The following is a 21,364-nucleotide window of genomic DNA, read 5'->3' on the forward strand; positions in this document are numbered from 1 at the left end:
ATGGAAATCCGCCCCGCCGAAATCTCCGAGATCCTGAAAAAGCAGATCGCGAGTTTCGACACCGAAACCGACGTCGCCGAGACCGGACAGGTTCTCTCGGTTGGTGACGGCATTGCCCGCGTGTTCGGCTTGACCAACGTGCTGGCCGGCGAAATGGTCGATTTCCCCAATGCCGGCGTCAAGGGCATGGCGCTCAATCTCGAGACCGACAATGTCGGTATCGTTATTTTCGGCGAGGATCGTGCGATCCGCGAGGGCGACACCGTCACCCGCACCGGGCAGATTGTGGACGTACCGGTCGGCAAGGGGCTGCTCGGCCGCGTCGTCGATGCGCTGGGCAATCCGATCGACGGCAAGGGTCCGATCGAGACCACCGAGCGCCGCCTCGTCGAGGTCAAGGCGCCGGGGATCATGCCGCGCCAGTCCGTGACCGAACCGATGATGACCGGGCTAAAGGCGATCGACGCGCTGGTGCCGGTCGGGCGTGGTCAGCGCGAGCTGATCATCGGCGACCGCCAGACCGGCAAGACCTCGGTGGTGATCGATGCCTTCCTGAACCAGAAGGCGGTCAACGAGCGCGGCGACGAGAGCAAGAAACTCTATTGCATTTATGTCGCGATCGGCCAGAAGCGCTCGACCGTGGCACAGCTCGTGCGGACGCTCGAGGAATACGGCGCGATGGAGTATTCCATCGTGATCGCCGCGACGGCCTCGGAACCCGCGCCGATGCAGTTTCTGGCCCCTTATACCGGCTGCGCGATGGGCGAGTATTTCCGTGACAACGGCATGCACGCGCTGATCTGCTACGACGATCTGTCCAAGCAGGCGGTGGCTTATCGCCAGATGTCGCTCCTGCTCCGCCGCCCGCCGGGCCGCGAGGCCTATCCGGGCGACGTGTTCTATCTGCATTCGCGCCTGCTCGAACGCGCCGCCAAGATGTCCGATGAATACGGGGCGGGTTCGCTCACCGCGCTGCCGATCATCGAGACCCAGGCCGGCGATATCGGCGGCTATATTCCGACCAACGTGATCTCGATCACCGATGGCCAGATTTTTCTGGAAACCGAGTTGTTCTTCAAGGGCATTCGCCCGGCCATCAGCGTCGGTGCCTCGGTCTCGCGCGTCGGCTCGGCCGCACAGGTCAAGGCGATGAAGCAGGTCGCGGGCAAGATCAAGCTCGATCTGGCACAGTATCGCGAAATGGCCGCCTTCGCCCAGTTTGCCTCCGATCTTGATGCGGCGACGCAAAAGATGCTGGCGCGCGGCGCGCGGCTGACCGAACTGCTCAAGCAGCCGCAGTACAAGCCGCTCGCGCTCGAAGAGCAGGTGGTGTCGCTGTTCGTGGGCACTCGCGGGTATCTCGACAATGTCGCGGTGGACCGGATCGGGGATTTCGAGACCCAGCTGATTTCCGAGATGAAATCGCAGGCACCCGAGATCATGAATTCGATCCGTGACGACCGCGAGATCAAAAAGGACGTCGAGGCGAAGCTGACCGACTTCATCAAGCATTTCGCCCACAGCTTCGCGTGAATGGCGGAGCCGCAGCATGCCCAGTCTGAAGACGCTTCGAAACCGGATCGCCTCGGTCAAATCGACCCAGAAGATCACCAAGGCGATGAAGATGGTCGCCGCCGCCAAGCTTCGCCGGGCCCAGGCCCAGGCCGAAGCCGCGCGGCCCTATGCAACGCGGATGGCGAAAATGATGGATGCGCTGGCCAAGGCGGAGGCCAGCAACCCGAATGCCGCGAAGCTTCTGGTCGGCACCGGTGCCGACCGGCGGCATCTGATCGTCGCGGTTACCGCCGATCGCGGGCTGGCGGGACCGTTCAATTCCTCGATCAGCCGCGCGGTACGCCAGCGGGTTCGCGCCCTGGAGCGCGAGGGTAAAACGGTCCAGATATTCGCTGTCGGGCGCAAGGGACGCGATTCGTTCCGGCGCGACATGGCGGACCGCATGCTCGGCGATATCAATTTCGTCGGCAAGAAGCTGGTCGAGTTCGCCGATGCCGAAGCGATCGCCAACCGGATCATCGCGGCGTTCGATGAGGGCGGGTTCGACGTCTGCACCCTCATGTTCAACCGGTTCGTCTCGGTCATGGTGCAGACCGTGGCGGAGACCCCGTTGATCCCGGCCAGCACCGGCGCGGCGAATGACAATGCCAGCGAGGCGGACGAGGGCGAATACGAGATCGAACCCGATGACGGCTCGCTGCTCGAACGGCTGCTGCCGCGAAACCTCGCGGTGCAGATCTATCGCGCATTGCTGGAATCGATGGCCGGCGAACAGGGCGCGCGAATGACCGCGATGGACAATGCCTCGCGCAATGCGGGCGACGTGATCAACCGCCTGACGATGAATTACAATCGTACCCGTCAGGCGAACATCACCAAGGAATTGATCGAGATCATCTCCGGCGCGGAAGCGCTGTGAGTTCGGGTTAGGAAAGCATCATCATGGCAAGCAACAATACCGGTCGCATCACCCAGATCATGGGCCCCGTCGTCGACGTGCAGTTCGAGGGTGAATTGCCGTTCATTCTGAACGCGCTCGAAACCAGGGTCGGCGAGCGCCGTCTGGTGCTCGAAGTGGCGCAGGAGACCGGGGAGCGCACCGTCCGCTGCATCGCGATGGACAGCACGGATGGTCTGGCGCGGGGTGCCGAGGTGACCGATACCGGCAAGTCGATCGCCGTGCCGGTCGGCCCGCAGGTGCTCGGCCGCATTCTCAACGTGATCGGCGAGCCGATCGACGATCGTGGTCCGATCGGCGAGACGATGACGATGCCGATCCATCGCGATGCCCCGGCCTTCGCGGAGCAGGCGACGTCGGCTGAGATTCTGGTCACCGGCATCAAGGTGGTCGATCTGCTGGCTCCGTACCAGAAGGGCGGCAAGACCGGCCTGTTCGGCGGCGCGGGTGTCGGCAAGACCGTGCTGATCCAGGAACTGATCAACAATATCGCCAAGGGCCATGGCGGCGTCTCGGTGTTTGCCGGGGTCGGCGAGCGGACCCGCGAGGGCAACGATCTCTATCACGAAATGATCGACGCCGGGGTTATCAAGATCGGTGAGAACACGACCGAGGGTTCGAAAGTGGCGCTGGTGTATGGCCAGATGAACGAGCCGCCGGGCGCGCGTATGCGGGTGGGTCTTTCGGGCCTGACCATGGCCGAATATTTCCGTGACGAGGAAGGCCAGGACGTGCTGTTCTTCGTCGATAACATCTTCCGCTTCACCCAGGCGGGTGCCGAGGTTTCGGCGCTGCTCGGGCGTATCCCCTCGGCGGTGGGCTATCAGCCGACGCTCTCGACCGATATGGGCGCGCTGCAGGAGCGCATCACCTCGACCAAAAAAGGGTCGATCACCTCGGTTCAGGCCGTGTACGTGCCAGCCGACGATTTGACCGATCCGGCACCCGCAACCTCCTTCGCCCATCTCGACGCCACAACGGTGCTCAATCGTGCGATTTCGGAAAAAGGCATCTACCCGGCGGTCGATCCGCTCGACTCGACCTCGCGCGCGCTCGATCCGCGGATCGTCGGCGAGGAGCATTACAACACTGCCCGCGAAGTGCAGCGCATTCTGCAGAGCTACAAGTCGCTGCAGGACATCATCGCGATTCTCGGGATGGACGAACTCTCCGACGACGACAAGCTGACCGTCGCGCGGGCCCGCAAGCTCGAACGGTTCCTGTCGCAGCCCTTCCATGTCGCGGAAGTGTTCACCGGATCGCCCGGCGTGTTCGTGGCGGTCGAGGATACCGTGCGCGGGTTCAAGGCGATCTGCGCCGGTGAATACGACCATCTGCCCGAAGCCGCCTTCTACATGGTCGGCACCATCGAGGATGCGGTGAAGAAGGCCGAATCCCTCAACGCCACGGTCTGATCCATGACAATCGCGCTCGAAATCATCAGCCCGGAACGCCTCCTGCTGGCCCGCCCGGTCAGCATGGTGGTGATCCCCGGCACTGATGGCGATCTTGGCATCCTGCCCGAGCATGCGAAGCTGATCACCTCGCTGCGCGGTGGCTTGATCGACCTGTACGAAGACGACGAGATCATCGACCGTTTCTTCGTCACCGGCGGTTTCGCGGAAGTGACGGAAGATCGATGCACGGTTCTGGCCGATCAGATCGTCAAGCTGTCGGAGCTCGATGCACAGGTTGCTGCCGAACAGCTGGTGCGCGCCGAGGAAGCCTATCGCATTGTTGATGAAGCCGATGTCGTGGCGTGGCGGCGCGCCTCGGACGAGCTGATCACCGCGCAGGCGCGCGTGGACGCAGCCACGCTTAACGAAAGCAGATAGCGGCGTCCGGCAGCGACGCCGGGACGATCGGCGACGTGCCGGGCTGACCCGTTCAGGGCGACGTTTCAGCGCAGCCGTCCAGCGACTATATTGGGTGATCGCTCGATGAGGGATCACACCATGGCCGACATTCTGACCGCCCATCCTGTTCCGTCCACCCGCTCCTGGTTCGACCGCCTGTGGTCCTCGATTGCGGATCATGGCCGAAAATTCGTCACCCTGCCGAACGACGATCTGCCTTCGCGCGAGCGGGCGGAACTGTTGGCCGACGCCTTGCTCGGCGGGCGGGGCGAAGCTTCCGGCGCGGCTCTTGCGGCGGCCCTGCTCGGCGCATTGCGGAGCCTGAACCCAGGCGACCGCAAGGAGTTTCTCGAATTTCTCGCCTCCGGTTTCGAACCCGATCCCGCCCGGCTCGAAGCCGCCGCCCGGAATTATCTTGCCCAGCCCGACGCCGCGACCGCCGCCGCCCTCGCCGATGCCGCCGAACCGCCGCGTCAGGAATTGCTGCGCCGGATGAACATGGCCCCCGGCGGCACGGCGGCGCTGATCGGGTTGCGGACCGAGGTGCTGGCCCATCTGCGGAGCACACCCTCGCTGGCCCCGCTCGATTCCGACCTGCAGCATCTGTTCGCCTCCTGGTTCAACCGGGGCTTTCTCGAACTGCGGCGAATCGACTGGCGCACACCGGCCTTCGTGCTGGAAAAGCTGATCGCCTACGAGGCCGTGCATGAGATTTCCGGCTGGGACGATCTGCGCCGCCGCCTTGCACCGGATCGCCGCTGCTTCGCCTTCTTTCATCCGGCTTTGCCCGATGAACCGCTGATTTTTGTGGAGGTGGCACTGGTTCAGGGTCTTGCGGATGCCATCGCGCCGCTGCTCGCCCCGGCGCCTGACGAGAGTGACGGCGAAGGCGGCCTGCACGATGCCGCCGCGCACGCCGATACCGCGATTTTCTATTCGATCTCGAATTGCCAGGAAGGGTTGCGCGGAATTTCCTTCGGCAATTTTCTGATCAAGCAGGTCGTCGCCGAGTTGCAGTCCGAACTACCCCGGCTGAAGCGGTTTTCCACCCTGTCCCCCGCGCCGGGACTGCGGCGCGCGGTCCTCGCCTTCCTCGACCAACCTTCCCCCTCCCCTTTGCTGACCGCCGAGGAGCGCGACGCGATCATCCGCGCCGCGGCGCTTTCCGCCGCCGATGACACGGCTTTGCTGGCCACGGCGCTGACGACGGAGGCGTGGTGGGCCAAGCCCGATCTGACCGCGGCCCTGCGCGCCCCGGTGCTCCGGCTTGCTGCCCAGTACCTCACCCAGACGCTTCGCGACGATGTGCGGGATAAACCGCGCCCCGACCCGGTCGCCCGGTTTCATCTCGGCAACGGCGCGCGGCTGGAGCGGATCAACTGGCTCGGCAACACGTCGCCGCGCGGCATCGCCGAGTCGTTCGGGATCATGGTGAATTATCTGTACGATCCCGAGGCGATCGAGTCGCGCCACGAAGCGTATCTACGCGATGGCTCCGTCGCGCGGGCCGGCAGTGTCGATCAGTTGATGACAATACCCGGTCAAAGCTGGCTCGCGCGACGCACCCGGGGGTTGATTGCCGCCGAAGGCTGAATCCTCCATATAAAAAACAGATCGTCAAAGAAACTCGTCAGCGGGGACCGCCATGAACCAATCGAATATCGCCGGCCGGGGCGCGCCCGGCGCGCGCACGCGCTTGAACGGCCAGCAGATCGCCGGCTTCTGGGGGGCCTGGTTCGGCTGGATGCTCGATGGCATGGACAGCGTGATTTATGCGCTGGTCCTCGCCCCTGCCCTCACCCAATTGCTGCCGCGGTCGGGAATCCGGCCGACACCGGCGAATATCGGCGAGATCGGCTCGATCCTGTTCGCGGTGTTTCTGGTCGGCTGGGGGTTCTCGTTCATCTGGGGGCCGATCGCGGACCGATTCGGGCGCAAGAAATCGCTGGCCGCGACCATCCTGCTCTATGCGGTCTTCACCGGCGCCGCTGCGCTGTCGCAGAACATCTACGAACTCGGCCTGTTTCGCCTGATCGCGGGCATCGGCATCGGCGGAGAGTGGGCGATGGCGGGCACTTATGTCGCGGAAGCCTGGCCGGAGGATCGGCGCAAGATGGGTGCCGGGTTGTTGCAGACCGGGTACTATGCCGGGTTCTTCGTTGCAGCCGCGCTCAATTTCACCGTCGGTGCCCGTTACGGCTGGCGGGCGATGTTTCTGTGCGGCCTCGCCCCGGTGGTTATATCGGTGCTGATCATGCTCGGGGTCAAGGAAACCGGGAAATGGCAGCGCCATCGCGCCACGCGCACCACCCATCCTCTCGCCGCGATTTTCAGTCCGCGTCACCGGCGCCAGACCATCGTGATGTCGGTGCTGCTGACCGTTGCGATCATCGGGCTTTGGGCGGGCGCGGTGTACGAGCCGAGCGCCATCATCATTCTCGCGAAAAAATCCGGCATGGCACTGCCGGCGGCCATCCACATGGTCTCGTTCGGAACCGCAATCCTCTCGGTCGGCACCATCCTGGGCTGCATCGCCCTGCCGCCGCTCGCCGAGCGCTTCGGCCGGCGCGCGACGCTCGCTTTCTATTTCGTGGTGATGTTCATCACCATCATCGCCGCCTTCGGCTGGGCGTTCTATCTGCCACCCGGCCACGCGCTGACGGCGTTTCTGGTCATCCTGTTCTTCCTCGGCTTCGGCGGCGGTAATTTCGCCATGTTCAGCCTGTGGCTGCCGGAGCTGTATCCCACGGAAATCCGCGCGACCGCCTTTGCTTTCTGTACCTCGGTGGGCCGGTTTGCCGGTGCCGGGGTCAACTTCGCCCTGGCTGGCGCGGTGAAGGGAATGGGCACGCTGGGGACGCCGGTTGCGATCACCGCGGTCGCTTTCGCGATCGGTCTGCTGATCGTGCCGTTCGGGCGGGAGACCACGGGCCAAACGCTGCCAGAGTAGCAGTGTCTCCCAAATGCTATAGGCGATCCGTAACAAAACTGACTATATGCGCCATATGCTGAGCAGTTTACCATTTGAAATCGAGGAACTCGACGAGGCGATCCGCCGTGCCCATGCAAGCCTTGCGGCGGAGCAGCGGGCGGATGGTCATTACGTCTACGAACTCGAAGCGGACGCGACCATTCCCGCCGAATACGTGCTGCTCGAGCATTTTCTCGACCGGATCGACCCGGAACTGCAAGCGCGGATCGGCGTGTTCCTGCGCGCGATCCAGGGCGATTCGCCGCAAAATCCCGGCGGCTGGCCGTTGTTTCATGATGGCGCGATGGATCTTTCCGCGAGCGTGAAAGCCTATTTCGCGTTGAAAGCAATCGGCGATTCCCCGGATGCCCCGCATATGCGGCGCGCCCGTACGGCGATTCTCGCGCGGGGCGGCGCGGCGCGTACCAACGTGTTCACCCGCATCCAGCTCGCCTTGTTCGGCGCATTGCCGTGGCACGCCTGCCCGGTCATGCCTGTCGAGATCATGCTGCTGCCCGACTGGTTCCCGATCAATATCTGGAAAATCAGCTACTGGTCGCGCACCGTCATAGCCCCGCTTCTCGTGCTGATGACCGAACGCCCGATCGCGCGCAATCCACATCGCGTCGGGATCGAGGAATTGTTCGTCACCCCGCCCGGCGAGGTGCGGGACTATATTCGCGGGCCCTATCGGTCGCGTTGGGGCCATGCGTTCAAGGCGCTCGATTCGGCGCTGCGTCCGCTCGAACGGTTCATCCCCGGCCGCCGCCGCGCGATCCAGGCCGCGATCGACTTCATCACGCCGCGCCTGAATGGCGAGGATGGTCTGGGCGCGATTTATCCCGCGATGGCCAATACCGTGATGATGTACCACACGCTCGGCTACGCGCCGGATCATCCCGATTACGCGACCGCCTGGAACGCTGTGCGCAAACTGATCACCGATGCGTCCGGCCGGTTCGACGGTGCAACCTACGTCCAGCCCTGCCTCTCGCCGATCTGGGATACATCGCTCGCCGCCCATGCCCTCGCCGAAACCGCAGGGGTGGGCGACGAACGGGTCGCCGCCGCATGCGACTGGCTGATTCCGCGCCAGATTCTCGACGTGAAGGGCGACTGGGCCCACCGCAAGCCCGACGCACCGCCCGGGGGATGGGCGTTCCAGTACAACAATGCCCATTACCCGGATGTCGACGATACCGCCGTGGTCGGCATGATTCTCGATCGCAACGGCGACCCGGCGCATCGCGAGGCGGTCGAGCGCGCGCGCCTGTGGGTGCTCGGCATGCAGAGCAAATCCGGCGGCTGGGGCGCGTTCGATTCGGACAATGAATTCACCTACCTCAACCATATTCCCTTCGCCGATCACGGTGCCCTGCTCGATCCGCCGACCGCCGATGTCACCGCCCGCTGTGTTTCGTTTCTCGGGCAACTGAACCATCCGGAGGATCGCGCCGCGATCGATCGTGGCGTCGCCTATCTTCGGCGTGACCAGGAAGCGGACGGCTCGTGGTTCGGGCGGTGGGGGACCAATTACATTTATGGCACGTGGTCGGTTCTCTGTGCCCTCAACGCCGCCGGTCTCAATCACGACGATCCCGCGATCACCCGCGCGGCGGACTGGCTGATCGCCCGGCAGCGCGATGATGGCGGCTGGGGCGAGGATTGCGAGAGCTATGCGGATGCGCCGCACGGCGAGTATCACCAGAGCCTGCCCTCGCAGACCGCGTGGGCGTTGCTCGGACTGATGGCGGCTGGCCGGTGCGATCATCCCGCCGTCGCGCGCGGCATCGCCTGGTTGCAATCGGTTCAGGAAGACGATGGCTCCTGGACCGAACAGCCCTATAATGCAGTCGGCTTTCCCCGCGTGTTCTATCTGCGCTATCATGGCTACCCGCGGTTTTTCCCGCTGATGGCGATGGCGCGGTATCGAAACTTGTCGCTGGGGAATAGCGGGCGGGTCGGGTACGGGTTCTAGGCTCCGAACGACCGGATCGGACCATCGTGGATGTGGCGGAATGGTAGACGCTGCAGACTTAAAATCTGTTGCCCGTCAGGGCGTGCGGGTTCGAGTCCCGCCATCCGCACCATCCGGTTCATTGATCATATTTAATTGATCTTTGGTAAGCTTGCCCGGGCCGATCGCCGAAAACTGCGGCTCATCGGGATATCTGACGATAAATCGGGCACCTCGCGCGCGCTTGACATATAACACAAATCTAATACAACGAATCATGAAAGTGTTACTTTCGATCGCGCCATTGGCAAAACCGCTGCAACCACGTTGATAATATCAAGATGCACCGAGGGGAAATGACGAAACCAAATCGCCGTGACATGTTCAAGCTGGGGGCGGCTGCGGGCGCTACCATGATCGCGGCTTCTGCCCGCGCAGCCTCTCCCGCACCGACGGCACCGCCGGCGGATAACTCGTGGTCGAACTCGCTCGGTGCTCCGGTCGATGCGCGGCCCTATGGGCAGCCGTCCAAATATGAGAGCAGCGTGGTCCGCCGCTACATTCCGTGGTTGTCGCCGACCCGGCTCGCCGATGCCAGCTTCACGCCGCTGCAGGATCAGCCGGGGATCATCACCTCGAACGGTCTGTTCTTCGAGCGTTACCATTCAGGCGTTCCGACCGTCGATCCCAAGGAATTCCGTCTGATGGTCAGCGGCCGGGTGAAAAAGCCCCTGCTGCTCACGCTCGACCAGATCATGCGCTATCCTTCGGTCTCCCGCATCCATTTCATCGAATGCCCGGCGAACGGCGCGACGGAATGGCCGGCGGCACAGCTCAACTCGTTGCAGTTGACCCATGGGATGATCGGCTGCGCGGAATGGACCGGCGTGCTGCTCAAAACCATTCTTGATGAAGCCGGAATCCATCCCGACAGTCGCTGGGTTCTGCCCACCGGCTCGGATGGCGCCCACATGGATCGCAGCCTGCCGATGGTGAAATGCCTCGACGATTGCATTCTCGCCTGGGGTCAGAACGGTGAAGCGCTGCGCCCCGAACAGGGTTATCCGCTGCGCCTGGTCGTTCCCGGCTGGCAGGGCAACGTCAACGTCAAGTGGCTGCGTCAGCTTCAGGTCGGTCGCGAGCCGTGGATTACCCGCGAGGAAACCAGCGAGTACAGCGAGTTGCTGGGCGACGGGAAATCTCTCGGATTCACCTGGGTGATGGACGCGAAATCGGTCATCACCTTCCCCTGCCCCGAAAAGCCGCTCACTCAGGGACCCGGTTTCTACGAAATCCGCGGTCTCGCCTGGAGCGGTCGCGGCAAGGTCAAGTATGTCGACGTTTCGCTCGATGGCGGCGTGAACTTCCAGCGCGCCAAGCTCGATAATCCGATTCTCGATAAATGCATGACCCGCTTCACCCTGCCGTACTGGTGGGACGGCAAGCCCGCCCTGATCCAGTCACGCGTGACGGATGATACCGGCTATGTTCAGCCGACCATCGTTCAGAAGCACAAATTCTGGGGCCATGATCCGGTCTATGAAAACAACTCGATCCAGACGTGGCAGATTCTCGCCAGCGGGGAGGTGAACAATGTCCAGCTCTCGTAAACTGATCGCTATCCTGCTGGGTGGCGCCGTTCTTGCAACCGCAACCGCCTGGGCGGGTGACACATCGAGCGCACCCGCGTCCGACGCGGCCACGTCGTCGGTCCCGCCGGGTCATGCCGGCGACCATAATTCGGTCAAATACTACAAAGGCATCGTCCCGGCGAAGGACCTGAAGGTCTGGCGCGAAGAAGGGACCGGTAACGGCAAGCTGGCCCATTACAAGCCGGCGACGAAAGTCGATTATTACAAGATCGGCACGACACCGACGCCGGCGCAGATCGCCGGATGGACCATTGCGGTTCCGCCCAGCGGCGAAAACTTGCCGGCTGGTTCCGGTACCGCGGCCAAGGGCGAGGCGATCTATTCGACCAATTGCGCCATGTGTCACGGTGGTTTTGGCGAAGGAAAGAACAACTATCCTCAGCTGGTTGGCGGGATCGGCTCCCTCGGAACACCGAGCCCGGAAAAAACGGTTGGCAGCTATTGGCCTTATGCAACGACGGTGTGGGATTACATCAATCGCGCAATGCCGTTTTATGCCCCCCATACGCTGAAGCCCGACGAGGTCTACTCACTCACCGCGTATATCCTGAACATGAACGGGATCACCAAGAGCAGTTGGGTCGCCGATGCGAAATCGGTTCCGCTGGTCAAGATGCCCAACCGCAACTCGTTCAACTGGAAAGATCCTCGTCCGGTGACACATAATTCTGCTTGCATGAAGAATTGTGTCAGTCCATCATCGATCAAGATTACATCGAATGCCGCCACGATGAATCTGACGCCGCGCCTGACGGGTCCGGTCGATCACATGAAGAACGGCAAATGAGGGAGATGTCATGAACAAAGCAGCGACTGCCTTCGTCTTTGGCCTTTCGGCCAGCGTTGCCATGATCGGCTTCGCCGTCGCAGCAACGCCGGCTCAGATTGCGGCTGGTGAAAAACTCGCGACGACGACGACCGAAGGCAATTGCGATGCCTGTCACATGTTCAAGGGTGCCGTAGAGGCGGGCAATATCGGGCCGGAACTCAAGGATGTGAAATCCATGGTTCCGAACCGTGCTGAGTTCTACAAGATCATCTACGACGAGGAAGCCCGCAATCCGTCGACGATCATGCCCGCTTTCGGCAAAAACCAGATATTGACGCCTAAGCAGATCAACGAAGTCATCGACTTCATGTACACAAAGTAAGCGAGGAAATATGACCGATTCTTTTGGATCTCCCCCGGTTTCGGCCAAGCGCCGGACCATTCTGACCGCGGTTGCGGCCGGTGCAGCGGCCAGCTTCGTGCTGCCGCGCACAAGCTTCGCAGCGGACGCCGTTACCGCGCCGAGCGCGAAGGACTACCCGATGAAGGCCTTCACCCAGAAGACCCAGGCGGCGACGCTCCAGGCGATGTACGGGACGTCATCCGTGTCGACATCTTCGGACGTCAAGCTTGACGCGCCAGACATCGCCGAGAACGGGGCAGTGGTGCCGGTCTCGTTCGATGCCAACGCGAAAAACGTCACCGGCGCGTCCATTCTAGCGATTGATAACCCCTTTGTGATGGCGTGCGCCTACAAAATCCCGGCGGGTACCGATCCGGCGATTTCGAGCCGCGTCAAGCTGGGCAAGACGACGCAAGTCGTTGCGGTTATTCAATCCGGCGGCAAGCTGATGAGCGCGTCAAAGCAGGTCAAGGTCACCCTTGGCGGTTGCGGTTAAGGGAGAAGCACCATGGCACATCAAATTCTGGTTCACGCAATGACCTCCGGCGACACCACCACGGTGGAAGCTCTGGTCAAGCATCCGATGGATTCCGGCTTCGTGAAGAATGCGGCGGGCAAGATCATTCCGGCACACTACATCGAAGTGATCGAGTTCACCCATCAGGGCAAAGTCGTCCTGACCGGCTACTGGGGCCCAGCGGTCTCGAAAAATCCGTTCATCAAGTTCTCGTTCAAGGGCGGCAAGTCGGGCGAACCGATCGGCGTTTCCTGGGTCGATAACAAAGGCGAAACGGCGACCACGTCTTCGAATATCATGTAAGCAAATCGGGTGGCGATATCATCGCCACCCGATTTTATTGCGGCGACGGCGGATCGACTGAACAAGCAATGCCGACGCCGCAAGCCCAATGATGGCGTAATCGACTGGGACGATATCGTAGCGCCGGACCGGGTCATGCATATCGGTCGGCGTCGACCTATTCATCGGGGAGGATGAATTCATGAAATTTCCGCTTCTGGGCCTGGCCGTTACCGCAGGGTTGCTCGGGTCGACCGTTTTGGCCAGTGCCGCGACGCAGCCGGATCCGTCCGCCGACACCAAGGCCTTTCAATCATATTATCAGCAGCAGTTTCCAAAGCTTCCGCTGAAAGACTATGTCAACGGCTCGTATAATTTCAGTGCATCGCTCCGCAAGCAATGGAAGCAGATCCTGGAATTCCCGCCCTACTCTTTCGCGGTCGATAACGGCAAGACGCTGTTCAACACCAAATTCCCCAACGGCAAAAGCTACGCTTCGTGCTTCCCCAATGGCGGGATCGGCATCGCGCAGAATTATCCGATGTTCGACCAGAAGACCGGCAAGGTCATGACGCTGGGCCTCGCGATCAACCAGTGCCGCACCGAAAACGGTCTGAAGCCGCTGAAGCTCACCAAAGGCCCTCTGGCCGATATCGATGCCTACATGACCTCGACCTCGGACGGTAAGCCGATCGATGTCGTCGTTCCGCATACCAAGGCGGCGCTTGCGGCGTATACGGTCGGCAAGGAATATTTCTATTCACGACGCGGCCAGCTCAATTTCTCCTGCGCGAGCTGCCATCTTCAGGCGGCCGGCAAGCATCTGCGCGGCGATATTCTGGCACCCGCGCTCGGCATGACCGCATCCTTCCCGCTTTATCGGTCGAAGTGGGGCGACATGGGCACGCTGGTCCGCCGGTTTATCGGCTGCAACAAGAAGGTGAAAGCGGCGCCGCTCAAGGCGGATTCTCCGGTTTATGCCGATCTGGCGTATTTTCTGACGACAATGAGCAACGGCCTGCCGGTGGCCGGCCCCGGCGCACGGCCATGAGGAGACCCGCTATGAAACATCTCGTCCTGATTGCCGCCGTTCCCGCCTTCCTGCTCTCCGTCACCAGCACCTATGCGGCCAGTGTGTCGAAAGCTGATGCCGCGAAGGCGATCGCCGCAGCCGCTGCTTCAATGAAAACCGCAGCCAGTTACAACGACCAGTGGCTCGAAACCGTGGCCGATTTCAAGGACGCGAAAGCGGCCGAGACCAAGGGCGATTACGCCACCGCCCAGGCGAAGGCCGAGCGCGCGGATACGCTCGCCAAACTATCGATCAATCAGGCCAAGGCGCAGAAGAAGCTCTGGCAGAACGAAGTGCCGAAATAGCGCGCCGTGCCGGACCGCCCTGTCGGTCCGGCCCCCTGCGCCCCCCCGATTTGAGGAGAACGACCCCATGAAAACAACACGACGCGCGGTACTCACCGCCGCGGCCAGCACGGCCCTGATGCCGCGCTTCGCGTTCTCGGCAACCGACCCGTACGACGTGCCCATGCAGGGCGATGTGCGGATCATTCACGAAACCGACACCCACGCCAACGCCTTGCCGGTGCAATTCCGCGAGCCGAACCAGAATATCGGTGTGGGTGCAATGGACGGTCAGCCGCCCCACTTCGTCGGCCATGCGTTCCTCAAGCATTACGGCATGCACACCGGCACCCGCGATGCCCATGCCTTCACGTTCCTCGATTTCGAAAAACTTGCCCACCGCTATGGGCCGCTGGGCGGCTTCGCCTACCTCAAACCGGTGATCGACAAGCTGCGCGCCGGAGCGGGTGCCGGCAAGTCCCTGCTGGTCGATGGCGGCGATCTGTGCCAGGGCACCGGGCCGGCCAATATGTCTGGCGGCCTCAATATGGTGGCGCTCGGCAACATGCTCGGCATCGATGCCATGACGGGCCACTGGGAATTCACCTACGGCCAGGACGGTATCGAAAAGATCATCAAGGCGCTGAACGGCAAGTTCATCGCCCAGAACGTCTTTCTCTCCGCCGAGGCCGGAATGATGGGTGCGCCGGCCTTCGACCAGAAGACCGGCTCGGTGTTCGAACCCTACATCATCCGTGAACTCGGCGGCTATCAGGTCGCGATCATCGGCCAGGCCTTCCCGTACGTGCCGATCGCGCATCCCCGCCGGTTCGTGCCGGACTGGCGCTTCGGGATCCGTCCCGACAACATGCAGAAGGTCGTCGACCACCTGCGTACCGTCAAGAAAGTCGATACCGTGCTGGTGCTTTCGCATAACGGCATGGAAGTCGACCTGAAAATGGCGGCCAACGTCACCGGCATCGATATCATTCTGGGCGGTCATACCCATGATGCGGTGCCGGTTCCGGTCATCATCAAAAATGCCAGCGGCCAGACCATCGTGACCAATGCCGGCACCGCCGGCAAGTTCATCGGCGTGCTCGACCTCGAACTGTCCAAGGGCAAACTCAAGGATCTGCATTACAAGCTGCTGCCGATCTACACCGACATGATCAAGCCGGATGCCGCCGTCGCCGCCGAGGTTACCAAAGGCTACGCGCCCTACCAGAAGATGCTCGACGAAAAGATTGCCGACGTCGAAAGCCTGCTGTACCGGCGCAATAATTTCTACGGCTCGGTCGATCAGGTGATCATGGACGCCTGCATGGAGGAAATGGACGCGGAGATCGCCTTCTCGCCCGGCTTCCGCTGGGGCAATTCCTTCCTCCCCGGCAGCGAATTCACCATGGGCGACCTGCTGACCGAGACGGCGATCACCTATCCCGTGGCCTACACGCAGATGATGACCGGCGCCGAAATCAAGTCGATGATGGAGGATGTCTGCGATAATCTGTTCAATCGCAACGCTTACTATGAGCAGGGGGGCGATATGATCCGGGTGGGCGGCATGAACTACGCCTGCGCCCCGCGCAAGCTGATCGAGCACCGGATCTCCGACATGACGCTGAACAACGGCAAGCCGGTCGAGGCCAACAAGACCTACAAGACGGTCAGCTGGGCCTCGGTTTCACTGCCGCAGACCGGCAAGCCGGTGTGGGAAGTGGTGGCAACCAACCTGAAGCGCAAAAAGACCATCAAGGTCACCAAGCCGAACCATGTGAAACTGCTTGGTGTGAAGGGCAATCCGGGTCTAGAACCGGTTTAATGAAACGCCGGACTGCCCTTACGGGTCTGATCGTCGCGGGGCTGCCTCTGGGCGGCCTCGCAACCATCCGCCGCGCCCGTGCGGACGCCAATCCATTCGCGACCCACAAACTCGTCCTGCAACTCTCCGATGATTCGATGGAGAAGCAGAAGGCGATCATCAGCGGCGCGAATTCCGTTCTCAAGGACTATCCCGATACGGTCTCAATCGTCGTGGTCTGTTTCGGTCCGGGCGTGCAACTGCTCTATGCCAACTCGCCTCTGCGCGAAGCCGTCGACAGCCTGGTGTCACAGGGCGTCGAGTTCGATGTCTGCATGAACACGATCGACACGATCAAGCGCAAGACCGGCCACGCGCCGAAACTCAATCCCCACGCGATCCCGACACCTTATGGTATCCCCCGGATTATGGAACTCGTGACCAAGGGCTATATCCTCGTCCGCCCCTGACGGGGGGTCAATCGGCCAACACCGCGAACACCCGCCGCTCGACCTCAAACTGACCGAGTACCGCCATCGTCGCATCGAGCGGTGGGCTGATCGTGCTGCCGGTCAGGGCCGCACGCAGTGGTTCCGCCACCACCTTGAGCTTTTTGCCGCTCTCCTCGGCATAGGCCACCATGGCGGCGTGCAGCGCCGGGGCCGAATAATCGGTCTTGGCGAAATCGAGCACCATCGCCGAAAGATCGTCAAGCGCCTCATCGGTCATCATCGCGGCGGCTTTTTCCGTGAATGGCAGCGGCACATCGCGGACCAGGAACATCGCCGCCTCGGCCAGTTCCGCGATGGTGCGGGAGCGTTCCTGCAAGCGCGGCATCAGGGCCGCAATCCGCCCCGCTGCGACCGGTCCGATCGCATCACCCCGCACAGCTTCGATCCGCTCGATCACCAGCCTGGTCAAACGATCGGGGTCGGCCGCGCGGACCCATACCGCATTGACCTGAAGCAGCTTCGCATAATCCATCTTGGCCGCACCGCGCCCGACCCCGTCGAGGTCGAACAGGCGGATCTGATCCTCACGCGAGAGAATTTCGGAATCCCCGTGTCCCCAGCCCAGCCGCAGGAGGTAATTGCACAGGGCTTCCGGCAGGTACCCTTCGTCGCGGAACTGCAGGGTCGAGACCGCGCCATGCCGCTTGGACAGCTTGCCCCCGTCCGGCCCGTGGATCAGCGGCAGATGCGCGAATTCGGGGCGCTGCCAACCCATCGCGTCATAGATCTGCGCCTGACGGAACGTGTTGGTCAGATGATCATCGCCCCGGATGACATGGGTGATCGCCATGTCGTGGTCGTCGACCACAACGGCGTGCAGATAGGTCGGCGTCCCGTCCGAACGCACCAGAATCATATCGTCGAGTTCGGCGTTGCGGACCCGGACTTCGCCCTTGACCTTGTCAAGAACCACGGTCTCCCCGGTGCGCGGTGCCTTGAGCCGGATGACCGGCTCGATCCCCGCCGGAGCCTCGGATGCATCCCGATCCCGCCAACGGCCATCGTAGCGAAACGGCTTTTTGGCCGCATCTGCCGCCGCGCGCATGGCGGCGAGTTCCTCACGCGAGCAGTAGCACCGATAAGCGGTACCGGCCGCGACCATCGCCTCGGCAACCTCGCGATGCCTCGCATAACGGGTCGACTGGAACACCGGCCCCTGATCGGGCTTGATATCGAGCCAGTCGAGAACGTCGAAAATCACCTGCGTCGCCTCGGGCGTGCTGCGCGTCGTGTCGGTATCCTCGACACGCAGCAGAAATTCGCCGCCATGGTGCCGGGCGAACAGGAAGTTGAACAGGGCGGTGCGCACGCTGCCGATATGCAGCATGCCGGTGGGGGACGGTGCGAAACGGACACGGATTGTCATGCGCCCGCCGGTATCACGAAACCCCTACCAGATGAACCCCGGCAGGATCGCAACAGGGTCGAGCATGGCCTGGGCGCAATCCCGGCGTGCCTGTTCGGGTGTCGCCGTATGGATGCCGGTCAGAACCAGCACCGAATCGATGCCCGCCGCCTGCGCGCCGGCAATATCGGTGCGGAGCGAATCACCGAACGCGACGGTGCGGGCCCGGGCGGTGCCGAGCATCGCGAGCGTGGGGGCATAGACCGCAGGATCGGGCTTGCCCCGCAGGATCACGCGCCCGCCCCAGCTCGCATAGCGTTCGGCGAGGAGGCCCGCGCAAATGATCCGGCGCCCGTCGCGGATCACTTCGAGGTCGGGATTGGCGCAGACCATCGGCAGCCCCGCCTTGAGCGATTCCGCCAGCAGAACATCGAAAATCGCGGGATCGTCCTGCGCGGAAAGGTCGTCAGGTCCGGTGTTGAGCAGAAACTCGGCGTCCGCCGGTTGCGCAACCTCGGTCAGATCGAGATCCTCGAACAGGTTGCGATCGCGCGCGGGTCCGAGATGAACGAAGCGTCTGCCCAGGGCTGCGAAATCAGGATCGGTCCGGTCCCGCAGACCGGTACGCACCGCCTCCCCGCTGGTCATCACGCCGTCATAGGTGCCGGGCGCGATCCCCATGGCCGCGAGCGCCTGGGCAACCGCTCCGGCGCGGCGCGGCGCATTCGAGAGAAACACCACCCGCCGCCCTGCCCCGCGTAATCGGGCCAGCGAGTCGATCACGCCGGGATAGAGATGCACGCCGTCATGCACCACGCCCCAGAGATCGACGATGAACCCGTCATATCGCTCGGCGAGATCGGCGATGCTCATGGCGCGAGTTCCGCGAGCCGGTCGGCATCCCGCCCGATGATTTCGGCAAGGCTGACTGCGCCATATGGATCGACCAAGCGTGGCAGACCATCGACGATCCGGGCAATGACCTCCGGCCCGTCGAGGACGAAGCTCGAATAGATCTGCACCACGCTCGCACCCGCCCGCAGCTTGGCGAAAGCCTGTTCGGCGGTGCCGACGCCGCCGACACCGATGAGGGTGAGCCGCTCGCCGGCGAGCAGCCGCACCCGCGCGAGCATCCGCGTCGAGCGGGCGAACAACGGCGCGCCGGAGAGCCCCCCGGCTTCGCCACGCGCGGCCCCGCCAAGGCTCGCCGGGCGGGCCAAGGTGGTGTTGCTGACCACAAGCCCCGCAAGGCCGCGTTCCAGCGCCAGCGCCACGATATCCGACAGGGCGGCCTCATCCAGATCCGGTGCGAGCTTGACGAACAGCGGCGGGTGCGGTGCGGCCCCTGCGGCAATCGCGCCGAGGATACCAGCGAGCCGTTCGACCGCCTGAAGGTCACGCAGCCCCGGCGTGTTCGGCGAGGATACATTGATCACGATATAATCGGCAAAGCGGGAAACCGCGCGAACCAGAGCGGGATAGTCGGTCAGCGGGTCGGCCCCGTCCTTGTTGATCCCGAGATTGGCACCGATCGGCACGGCATGATCCACCGCAGCGAGCCGGGCGGCAAAACCCGCGATCCCCTGATTGTTGAACCCCATCCGGTTGATCAGCGCCCGATCCTGCGCGAGGCGGAACAGCCGGGGTTTCGGATTGCCGGGCTGCGGACGCAGGGTGACCGTGCCAGCTTCGAGGAACGAAAAGCCCAGCCGCGCGAGGCCCGACAAAGCGACGGCGTTTTTATCGAATCCCGCCGCCAGACCGATCGGATGGGGCAGGTTGCGACCGCAGAATTCCGTCGCGAGGCGGGGATCGGGCCGCAGGTCGCGCCGCCCGGCAAGTCCGGCACGCAGCCCCTTGATCGCAAGATCGTGCGCGGTTTCCGGATCGAACCGCCGCAGCCAGGATGCCGCGGCATCGGCGAGGCGCATTATTTCGCGAATACCACGATTTCGGGACCAGCCGGGGCCGGAACATGAGCCAGCTTGGTCGAGGCCCCGAGCGAGACATTGGGCGGGATCACGCCGTTCGCCGCAATGGCATCGGCGACCTGAGCGGCCTCCGGCGTCAGCTTTGCCATGGCGAGTTCCGAATCGCTGGGGATCGCGCTGGCGGGTCCGGTGACGTACACCCGAAACTGCGCCTTCGGATTGATCTTGAGCGCCTGAGTCACCGCATAACTCACCGAGGGTGCCCAATTCTGGGTGCCCTCCGGGATCGTGACCAGCGGCAACTGGCCGTTGAACTTGCTCAGCGCCGCGACATCCACCAGCGAAGGGGCATCGGCGTAGGGCGAGACGATCTTGCGGCCGCTCAGAGCACAGCCGGCGAGCGCGATCGGGGTGAGGACGAGGGTGATGAGGATGCGGCGCATCAGCGGCCTTTACTTGACCCCGCCCCCGCCGACAACGGGGGGGCGGATTAAGGAAATCTTAGCTGCGGCGGATCACGCCGCCGCGACCGTCCGCTGCATCTGTTCACCGAGGCCCGCGATGCCGAGTTTCATGGTCTGGCCGGCGCGCAGGAACACCGGGTTGGGTTTGATCCCCATGCCCACGCCGGGCGGCGTGCCCGTTGCAATGATGTCACCCGGCATCAGCGCGATGAACTGGCTGACATAGGACACCAGGGGCCTGACCCCGAAAATCATTGTGCGCGTATTGCCGTTCTGCATGCGCTTGCCGTCGATTTCGCACCAGAGATCGAGCGCCTGCGGGTCGGGCACCTCGTCGCGGGTCACGAGATAGGGGCCGGTCGGGCCGAAGGTCGGGCAGCCTTTGCCCTTGTCCCAGGTACCGCCGCGCCTGGTCTGATATTCGCGTTCGCTGACATCGTTGACGATGCAATAGCCGGCGACGTGATCGAGCGCATCGGCCTCGGCCACATAGCGCGCTTCCCTGCCGATCACGACACCGAGTTCGACCTCCCAATCGGTCTCCGTCGACCCCCGGGGGATCACCACGTCGTCGAACGGACCGGAATAGGCGCTGCCCGCCTTGATGAAAATGATCGGCTCCTTCGGAATTGCAGCCCCGGTCTCGGCGGCGTGATCGGCGTAGTTCAAGCCGATGCAAACAAAATTGACCGGGCGCGGCAACGGTGCGCCGAGCCGAGCGCCTTCCGGCACGACCGGCAGGCTGGACAGATCGATCGCGGCGATCCGTTCCAGGGTGCCATCGGCGAGGGCCGCGCCATCGAGCACCGGCAGATGCGCCGAAAGATCGCGGCGCACACCGTCGCGATCGAGAATGCCGGGCTTTTCCGCACCGACGCTGCCGTGACGAAATAATTTCATCTGCTCGCTCCTGTCCCCGATTTATTAAATCCTTCTAAGACGAAGCTCCGTGCTCGCCAAGGGGCGTTCCCGGACCCGACCTTTCACGAGGCGCCGAACCCTCGTTGCGATGAGGATAATCGACATTCTCACCGCCGCCGCCCTCATGCGAATAAGTGCTTGCGGACAGGAC

General features: G+C 62.9%; 21 protein-coding genes and 1 tRNA gene. 17 read left to right on the forward strand and 5 right to left on the reverse strand.

Going from position 1 to position 21,364, the window contains the following annotated elements; translation table 11 throughout:
* The 17 genes from atpA to SIL87_RS12265 all read left to right on the forward strand — a co-directional run bounded on the left by atpA (position 1) and on the right by SIL87_RS12265 (position 16,510).
* The gene (atpA, locus tag SIL87_RS12185) at positions 1 to 1,533 is read left to right on the forward strand and encodes a F0F1 ATP synthase subunit alpha (RefSeq protein ID WP_319614446.1); all 1,533 of its coding nucleotides are present in this window, start codon (positions 1 to 3) and stop codon (positions 1,531 to 1,533) included.
* Between the two features lie 16 nt (positions 1,534 to 1,549).
* Positions 1,550 to 2,434 (forward strand): F0F1 ATP synthase subunit gamma, encoded by an 885-nt coding sequence (locus SIL87_RS12190; protein WP_319614447.1) that lies wholly within the window; start codon positions 1,550 to 1,552, stop codon positions 2,432 to 2,434.
* A 23-nt stretch (positions 2,435 to 2,457) separates the two neighbouring features.
* Entirely contained in the window at positions 2,458 to 3,888 is a 1,431-nt protein-coding gene (atpD, locus tag SIL87_RS12195; RefSeq protein WP_319614448.1) for a F0F1 ATP synthase subunit beta, read from the forward strand.
* Positions 3,889 to 3,891: 3 nt separating this feature from the next.
* Entirely contained in the window at positions 3,892 to 4,308 is a 417-nt protein-coding gene (atpC, locus tag SIL87_RS12200; protein ID WP_319614449.1) for an ATP synthase F1 subunit epsilon, read from the forward strand.
* Between the two features lie 105 nt (positions 4,309 to 4,413).
* Positions 4,414 to 5,922 carry a malonyl-CoA decarboxylase gene (locus SIL87_RS12205; RefSeq protein WP_319614450.1) on the forward strand — a complete coding sequence of 503 codons (1,509 nt, stop codon included), beginning with the start codon at positions 4,414 to 4,416 and terminating at the stop codon, positions 5,920 to 5,922.
* Positions 5,923 to 5,974: 52 nt separating this feature from the next.
* On the forward strand, positions 5,975 to 7,279 hold the full coding sequence (locus SIL87_RS12210; RefSeq protein ID WP_319614451.1) for an MFS transporter: 1,305 nt from the start codon (positions 5,975 to 5,977) through the stop codon (positions 7,277 to 7,279).
* 55 nt (positions 7,280 to 7,334) lie between these two features.
* A complete protein-coding gene (gene shc / locus SIL87_RS12215) occupies positions 7,335 to 9,278 on the forward strand; it encodes a squalene--hopene cyclase (protein ID WP_319614452.1) in 1,944 nt (647 codons plus the stop codon).
* Between the two features lie 26 nt (positions 9,279 to 9,304).
* Positions 9,305 to 9,390, forward strand: a tRNA-Leu gene (locus tag SIL87_RS12220).
* 223 nt (positions 9,391 to 9,613) lie between these two features.
* Complete coding sequence (gene soxC / locus SIL87_RS12225) at positions 9,614 to 10,867, forward strand: sulfite dehydrogenase (RefSeq protein ID WP_319614453.1); 1,254 nt, start codon at positions 9,614 to 9,616, stop codon at positions 10,865 to 10,867.
* Complete coding sequence (locus SIL87_RS12230; protein WP_319614454.1) at positions 10,851 to 11,696, forward strand: c-type cytochrome; 846 nt, start codon at positions 10,851 to 10,853, stop codon at positions 11,694 to 11,696. The genes soxC and SIL87_RS12230 overlap by 17 nt, the downstream gene beginning before the upstream one ends.
* A gap of 10 nt (positions 11,697 to 11,706) precedes the next feature.
* Entirely contained in the window at positions 11,707 to 12,060 is a 354-nt protein-coding gene (gene soxX / locus SIL87_RS12235) for a sulfur oxidation c-type cytochrome SoxX (RefSeq protein ID WP_319614455.1), read from the forward strand.
* Between the two features lie 10 nt (positions 12,061 to 12,070).
* Positions 12,071 to 12,577: a thiosulfate oxidation carrier protein SoxY gene (soxY, locus tag SIL87_RS12240; RefSeq protein ID WP_319614456.1), complete on the forward strand. Its 507-nt coding sequence runs from the start codon at positions 12,071 to 12,073 to the stop codon at positions 12,575 to 12,577.
* A gap of 12 nt (positions 12,578 to 12,589) precedes the next feature.
* Positions 12,590 to 12,901, forward strand: coding sequence for a thiosulfate oxidation carrier complex protein SoxZ (soxZ, locus tag SIL87_RS12245; protein WP_319614457.1), 312 nt, complete (start codon positions 12,590 to 12,592; stop codon positions 12,899 to 12,901).
* Between the two features lie 181 nt (positions 12,902 to 13,082).
* Entirely contained in the window at positions 13,083 to 13,931 is an 849-nt protein-coding gene (soxA, locus tag SIL87_RS12250; RefSeq protein ID WP_319614458.1) for a sulfur oxidation c-type cytochrome SoxA, read from the forward strand.
* 11 nt (positions 13,932 to 13,942) lie between these two features.
* A complete protein-coding gene (locus tag SIL87_RS12255; RefSeq protein WP_319614459.1) occupies positions 13,943 to 14,257 on the forward strand; it encodes a hypothetical protein in 315 nt (104 codons plus the stop codon).
* 67 nt (positions 14,258 to 14,324) lie between these two features.
* Positions 14,325 to 16,061, forward strand: coding sequence for a thiosulfohydrolase SoxB (soxB, locus tag SIL87_RS12260; protein ID WP_319614460.1), 1,737 nt, complete (start codon positions 14,325 to 14,327; stop codon positions 16,059 to 16,061).
* Positions 16,061 to 16,510, forward strand: a complete 450-nt coding sequence (locus tag SIL87_RS12265; RefSeq protein ID WP_319614461.1) for a DsrE family protein — start codon at positions 16,061 to 16,063, stop codon at positions 16,508 to 16,510. The genes soxB and SIL87_RS12265 overlap by 1 nt, the downstream gene beginning before the upstream one ends.
* Positions 16,511 to 16,517: 7 nt before the next feature.
* On the opposite strand, the gene gltX is transcribed toward SIL87_RS12265, so the two are convergent.
* The 5 genes from gltX to SIL87_RS12290 form a co-directional block, all read right to left on the reverse strand.
* Positions 16,518 to 17,918: a glutamate--tRNA ligase gene (gltX, locus tag SIL87_RS12270; protein WP_319614462.1), complete on the reverse strand. Its 1,401-nt coding sequence runs from the start codon at positions 17,916 to 17,918 to the stop codon at positions 16,518 to 16,520.
* A gap of 24 nt (positions 17,919 to 17,942) precedes the next feature.
* Positions 17,943 to 18,770 carry a TIGR01459 family HAD-type hydrolase gene (locus SIL87_RS12275; protein WP_319614463.1) on the reverse strand — a complete coding sequence of 276 codons (828 nt, stop codon included), beginning with the start codon at positions 18,768 to 18,770 and terminating at the stop codon, positions 17,943 to 17,945.
* Positions 18,767 to 19,828 carry a quinone-dependent dihydroorotate dehydrogenase gene (locus SIL87_RS12280; RefSeq protein ID WP_319614464.1) on the reverse strand — a complete coding sequence of 354 codons (1,062 nt, stop codon included), beginning with the start codon at positions 19,826 to 19,828 and terminating at the stop codon, positions 18,767 to 18,769. The genes SIL87_RS12275 and SIL87_RS12280 overlap by 4 nt, the downstream gene beginning before the upstream one ends.
* Positions 19,828 to 20,271, reverse strand: coding sequence for a hypothetical protein (locus SIL87_RS12285; RefSeq protein WP_319614465.1), 444 nt, complete (start codon positions 20,269 to 20,271; stop codon positions 19,828 to 19,830). Before SIL87_RS12285 ends, SIL87_RS12280 begins: the two co-directional genes overlap by 1 nt.
* 72 nt (positions 20,272 to 20,343) lie before the next feature.
* A complete protein-coding gene (locus SIL87_RS12290; RefSeq protein WP_319614466.1) occupies positions 20,344 to 21,192 on the reverse strand; it encodes a fumarylacetoacetate hydrolase family protein in 849 nt (282 codons plus the stop codon).
* Between the last annotated feature and the right edge of the window lie 172 nt (positions 21,193 to 21,364).

This window comes from Acidiphilium acidophilum, assembly GCF_033842475.1.
GTDB lineage: Bacteria > Pseudomonadota > Alphaproteobacteria > Acetobacterales > Acetobacteraceae > Acidiphilium > Acidiphilium acidophilum.

What these genes read in the sequence shown, in the direction of transcription:
- SIL87_RS12255 (WP_319614459.1), top strand. Translation starts at nt 13,943, where the DNA reads ATGAAACATCTCGTCCTGATTGCCGCCGTTCCCGCCTTCCTGCTCTCC.
- soxC (WP_319614453.1), top strand. Translation starts at nt 9,614, where the DNA reads ATGACGAAACCAAATCGCCGTGACATGTTCAAGCTGGGGGCGGCTGCG.
- gltX (WP_319614462.1), bottom strand. Translation starts at nt 17,918, where the DNA reads ATGACAATCCGTGTCCGTTTCGCACCGTCCCCCACCGGCATGCTGCAT.
- soxY (WP_319614456.1), top strand. Translation starts at nt 12,071, where the DNA reads ATGACCGATTCTTTTGGATCTCCCCCGGTTTCGGCCAAGCGCCGGACC.
- SIL87_RS12190 (WP_319614447.1), top strand. Translation starts at nt 1,550, where the DNA reads ATGCCCAGTCTGAAGACGCTTCGAAACCGGATCGCCTCGGTCAAATCG.
- atpD (WP_319614448.1), top strand. Translation starts at nt 2,458, where the DNA reads ATGGCAAGCAACAATACCGGTCGCATCACCCAGATCATGGGCCCCGTC.
- SIL87_RS12285 (WP_319614465.1), bottom strand. Translation starts at nt 20,271, where the DNA reads ATGCGCCGCATCCTCATCACCCTCGTCCTCACCCCGATCGCGCTCGCC.
- SIL87_RS12265 (WP_319614461.1), top strand. Translation starts at nt 16,061, where the DNA reads ATGAAACGCCGGACTGCCCTTACGGGTCTGATCGTCGCGGGGCTGCCT.
- atpC (WP_319614449.1), top strand. Translation starts at nt 3,892, where the DNA reads ATGACAATCGCGCTCGAAATCATCAGCCCGGAACGCCTCCTGCTGGCC.
- soxA (WP_319614458.1), top strand. Translation starts at nt 13,083, where the DNA reads ATGAAATTTCCGCTTCTGGGCCTGGCCGTTACCGCAGGGTTGCTCGGG.
- SIL87_RS12290 (WP_319614466.1), bottom strand. Translation starts at nt 21,192, where the DNA reads ATGAAATTATTTCGTCACGGCAGCGTCGGTGCGGAAAAGCCCGGCATT.
- SIL87_RS12280 (WP_319614464.1), bottom strand. Translation starts at nt 19,828, where the DNA reads ATGCGCCTCGCCGATGCCGCGGCATCCTGGCTGCGGCGGTTCGATCCG.
- shc (WP_319614452.1), top strand. Translation starts at nt 7,335, where the DNA reads ATGCTGAGCAGTTTACCATTTGAAATCGAGGAACTCGACGAGGCGATC.
- SIL87_RS12275 (WP_319614463.1), bottom strand. Translation starts at nt 18,770, where the DNA reads ATGAGCATCGCCGATCTCGCCGAGCGATATGACGGGTTCATCGTCGAT.
- soxB (WP_319614460.1), top strand. Translation starts at nt 14,325, where the DNA reads ATGAAAACAACACGACGCGCGGTACTCACCGCCGCGGCCAGCACGGCC.
- SIL87_RS12210 (WP_319614451.1), top strand. Translation starts at nt 5,975, where the DNA reads ATGAACCAATCGAATATCGCCGGCCGGGGCGCGCCCGGCGCGCGCACG.
- SIL87_RS12205 (WP_319614450.1), top strand. Translation starts at nt 4,414, where the DNA reads ATGAGGGATCACACCATGGCCGACATTCTGACCGCCCATCCTGTTCCG.
- atpA (WP_319614446.1), top strand. Translation starts at nt 1, where the DNA reads ATGGAAATCCGCCCCGCCGAAATCTCCGAGATCCTGAAAAAGCAGATC.
- soxZ (WP_319614457.1), top strand. Translation starts at nt 12,590, where the DNA reads ATGGCACATCAAATTCTGGTTCACGCAATGACCTCCGGCGACACCACC.
- soxX (WP_319614455.1), top strand. Translation starts at nt 11,707, where the DNA reads ATGAACAAAGCAGCGACTGCCTTCGTCTTTGGCCTTTCGGCCAGCGTT.
- SIL87_RS12230 (WP_319614454.1), top strand. Translation starts at nt 10,851, where the DNA reads ATGTCCAGCTCTCGTAAACTGATCGCTATCCTGCTGGGTGGCGCCGTT.